Origin of the sequence: Microbacterium sp. MRS-1 (assembly GCF_000585455.1) — a bacterium.
In the GTDB taxonomy this organism is placed as follows: Bacteria; Actinomycetota; Actinomycetes; order Actinomycetales; family Microbacteriaceae; genus Microbacterium; species Microbacterium laevaniformans.
This window is the reverse complement of sequence record NZ_JAUF01000090.1, coordinates 1-2,921: the sequence shown is the minus strand read 5'-3', so window position 1 is coordinate 2,921 and position 2,921 is coordinate 1. Positions and strand designations below refer to the sequence as shown.

Annotated in this window: 3 protein-coding genes; 1 reads left to right on the top strand and 2 read right to left on the bottom strand. The window is 68.0% G+C overall.

Annotated features, from left to right (window positions below; translation table 11 throughout):
* Positions 1-682 (top strand): LCP family protein (locus AS96_RS13525; RefSeq protein WP_036290824.1); only part of this gene is annotated, 682 nt, incomplete at its 5' end.
* 60 nt (positions 683-742) lie between these two features.
* Here AS96_RS13525 and istB read toward each other — a convergent pair.
* Positions 743-1,558, bottom strand: coding sequence for an IS21-like element helper ATPase IstB (gene istB, locus AS96_RS13520; protein ID WP_005052820.1), 816 nt, complete (start codon positions 1,556-1,558; stop codon positions 743-745).
* Entirely contained in the window at positions 1,555-2,832 is a 1,278-nt protein-coding gene (locus AS96_RS13515; protein WP_231477271.1) for a Mu transposase domain-containing protein, read from the bottom strand. The genes istB and AS96_RS13515 overlap by 4 nt, the downstream gene beginning before the upstream one ends.
* Positions 2,833-2,921: the final 89 nt, after the last annotated feature.

Here is a 2,921-nt window from a genome sequence, read left to right as displayed (position 1 = left end):
CATTCTCCCGCGCAACTCGCGGCGGCTGGCCACCCCGCACCTTCTTGATCAACACGCCCTAGTGATGGGTCTGGACAGTCGGGTCGATGAGAATGGCAACCCGTACCCGCAGGACATCTACAACGCGATCCACGCTGAAGACGCGTCCGTCGGTGGGTACAACACGAACGTCCTGCTCTACATCCACATCCCCGCCGGCGGCGGTCCGGCGGTGGGGATATCCATCCCGCGCGATGACTATGTCCAATACGCGGGCAACATCGGCGGTGTCTCGCACGGCAAGATCAAGGAAGCGTACGGGCGGGAACTGTCCGCGAAGCTCCCCGTCCTGCTGAAGCAGGGCCTGTCGAAGGCGGACGCGTATCAGCAGGCGCGCGATGCGGCACGCGAGGCGGAGATCCGCGCGGTGTCGCAGTTCCTCGGCGGGGTGCGGATCGATCATTTCGTCGAGGTCACCATGGCGGCGTTCTACCGTGTCGCGCAGGCCGTCCAGCCGATCACGGTCTGCCTGAACCACGCGACAGCGGACCCGAAGTACTCGGGCGCGAACTTCCCCGCCGGGATGCAGCAACTCACCGCGTCGCAGGCGATGTCGTTCGTGCGTCAGCGCCGCGACACCGTATACCGGGGCGTGTTCCTGACCGACCTGGACCGCACCCGCCGACAGCAGGCGTTCATGTGACGGCGCTCAGCGAATCTCCCCAGAGTTGCTCATCGAAGTTCCCCAGGTCGCGGGGTTAGGTTAGCGCAGGTTTGTGCCGGTGGTGACGCGGCGGAGTTCGTCTGCGGCGGCGTGGTGGTGGCGGAGCCGGTAGGAGGCGCCGTCGAGGGTGATCACGACGGATCGGTGCAGGAGCCGGTCGAGCATCGCGGCGGCGACGGTGGTGTCTCCGAGGATCTCTCCCCATGCTCCGACGGGCCGGTTCGTGGTGATCACGATCGATGTCTTCAAGTAGCGCTGGTTGATGACCTGGAACAGTGCGGAGGCGGCTTCGCCGGGCAGTGGCAGGTAGCCCAGTTCGTCAATGATGAGGAGGGTGGGTCCGGCGAAGAACCGCATCATGGTCGACCATTTTCCTTCGATCGCGGCGCGGTGGCAGCGGGCGGCGAGGTCGGCGGCGGAGGTGAAGTAGACCCGGTAGCCGGCGGTGACGGCGGCGTGGCCGAGTCCGGTCGCGATGTGGGTTTTGCCGACTCCGGGAGGTCCGATCAGGAGCACGTTGGTGGCGGTGTCGATGTAGCGGCAGGTGCCGAGTTCTTGCAGCAGTGACCGGTCTATGCCGCTGGCGGAATCTATGTCGAAGTCGTCTAGGGTGGCGCCGGTGGGGAGGTTCGCGAACCGGAACCGGCCAGTCAGGCGGCGCGCGTCGGTCGCGGTCACCTCGATGCGCAGCAAGTGCTCGAGGGCGTGGGTGAGGGTCCAGCCCTCGGCTTGTGCCTGGTCGAGGACTTTCGGGAGGGCGTCGGCGGCGTCGGTGAGTTTCAGGTCGGTGAGGTGGGTCCGCAGCTGCTGGTAGACGCTCGCTGCGGTCGTCGTCGTGGAAGTCGTGGTGGTCATGAGAGGGTGTTCCTGTTCTTCGCGGCCTGCTCGTAGGCGGCCAGGCTGATCACGGTCGTGGTGGGTTCGGTGGTGCCGGTCAGGGCGGCGGCGGCGCGGAGCGCGGCGGTCCCGGGTGGGATGCGTTCCTTGCGGCGGTGCGGGCGTCCGGGTGGCGCGGATGCCATCGCGATCGCTTCGAGGGCGGTGACGTGTCCGGTGTCGCGGGTCGTGACGCCCAGCCCGGGCTCGGCGACCCGGTGCCGGGCGACGACCGCGCCGGTGACGGTGGCGATGTCGATGATGTCGGCGCCGAGCCGCTGCTGGACGATGACTTTCGTCGCGGCCAGCTCCGGTGGCACCGAGTACCGGTTCCCGCGCCAGTCGATCAACGCCTGCCTGGTCGCGGTGCGCTCCTCGGTCACCACCACGGGGAACACAGTCGGCGGCAGCGGTCGCAGTCGCTCCGCCGCGAGCATCGCCTTCGCGGTCGTCTTGCCCGTCTCAGTCTGGCGTGGCCGATCGTCCTGCCCCCTGGCGAACGCTTCGAAACTGGCCTGCGCCTGCTCCAGAGTCAGCTCGTCGGGGACGGTCCGCCACCAGCGCTGCGCGGCGGTGTGGTTGTTCTTCTCGACCACCCCCTTCCGGTTCCCGCTGCGGGGCCGGCACGCGATCACCGTGACGGCGTGATGCTTAGCGAACGCGGCGAACATCGGCGTCAGATCACTGGTGCCCTGTTTGAGGACCGTGGTCATCCGGTCGAACCGCCAGTCGCGGGTCAGCCCGCCCAGCAGCCCGAGCAGGGTGCTCATCGCGACCAGCAGATGCGGTAGATCCGTCGACGAAGACAGCACGCCCCGCCAGACCCCCGAGTGGGCAAGCGAGCCGACCAGTGCGTATGCCTTCTTGTGACCGAACCCCCACGACGCGGGCGGGTCGGGCAGCTCGACCCAGTCGAACTGGGTCTCCTCGCCGGGCGGATGCTCGATGATCGCGTTCGGCCGCTTCGTGACATGCGCGCAGGCCGTGCACGCCGGCCGCAGCCCACGGTCACGGATCTGCCGCGTCAGCGTCGGATACGAGCCCTCATAGCCGAGCGGGCGCAGCTCATCCATCAGCGTCATCGCCCACAAGTGCGGGTCCTCGATCAGCCGTGCAACGGCGTAGTCGACGAACGCGTCGAACGAGTCCGGCGCGGCGCGTTCACGCCGACCGGGGACGCGGTCACCCTTCAGGTAGGCCCGGATCGTCTTGCGGTCATGGTCGGTGCGGCGGGCGATCTCACTGATCGTCATCCCCTGCCGTCTGAGCGCGTGGATATCCGGCTCTTCGGACATTCGGTGGGGGTGAGGCTCGCCGGGTGATGGTCGGCGGGTAGGGGTCG

Bases quoted from the DNA above. Each gene is read 5' to 3' on its own strand.
- AS96_RS13515 (WP_231477271.1), bottom strand. From the start codon at position 2,832: ATGACGATCAGTGAGATCGCCCGCCGCACCGACCATGACCGCAAGACG.
- istB (WP_005052820.1), bottom strand. From the start codon at position 1,558: ATGACCACCACGACTTCCACGACGACGACCGCAGCGAGCGTCTACCAG.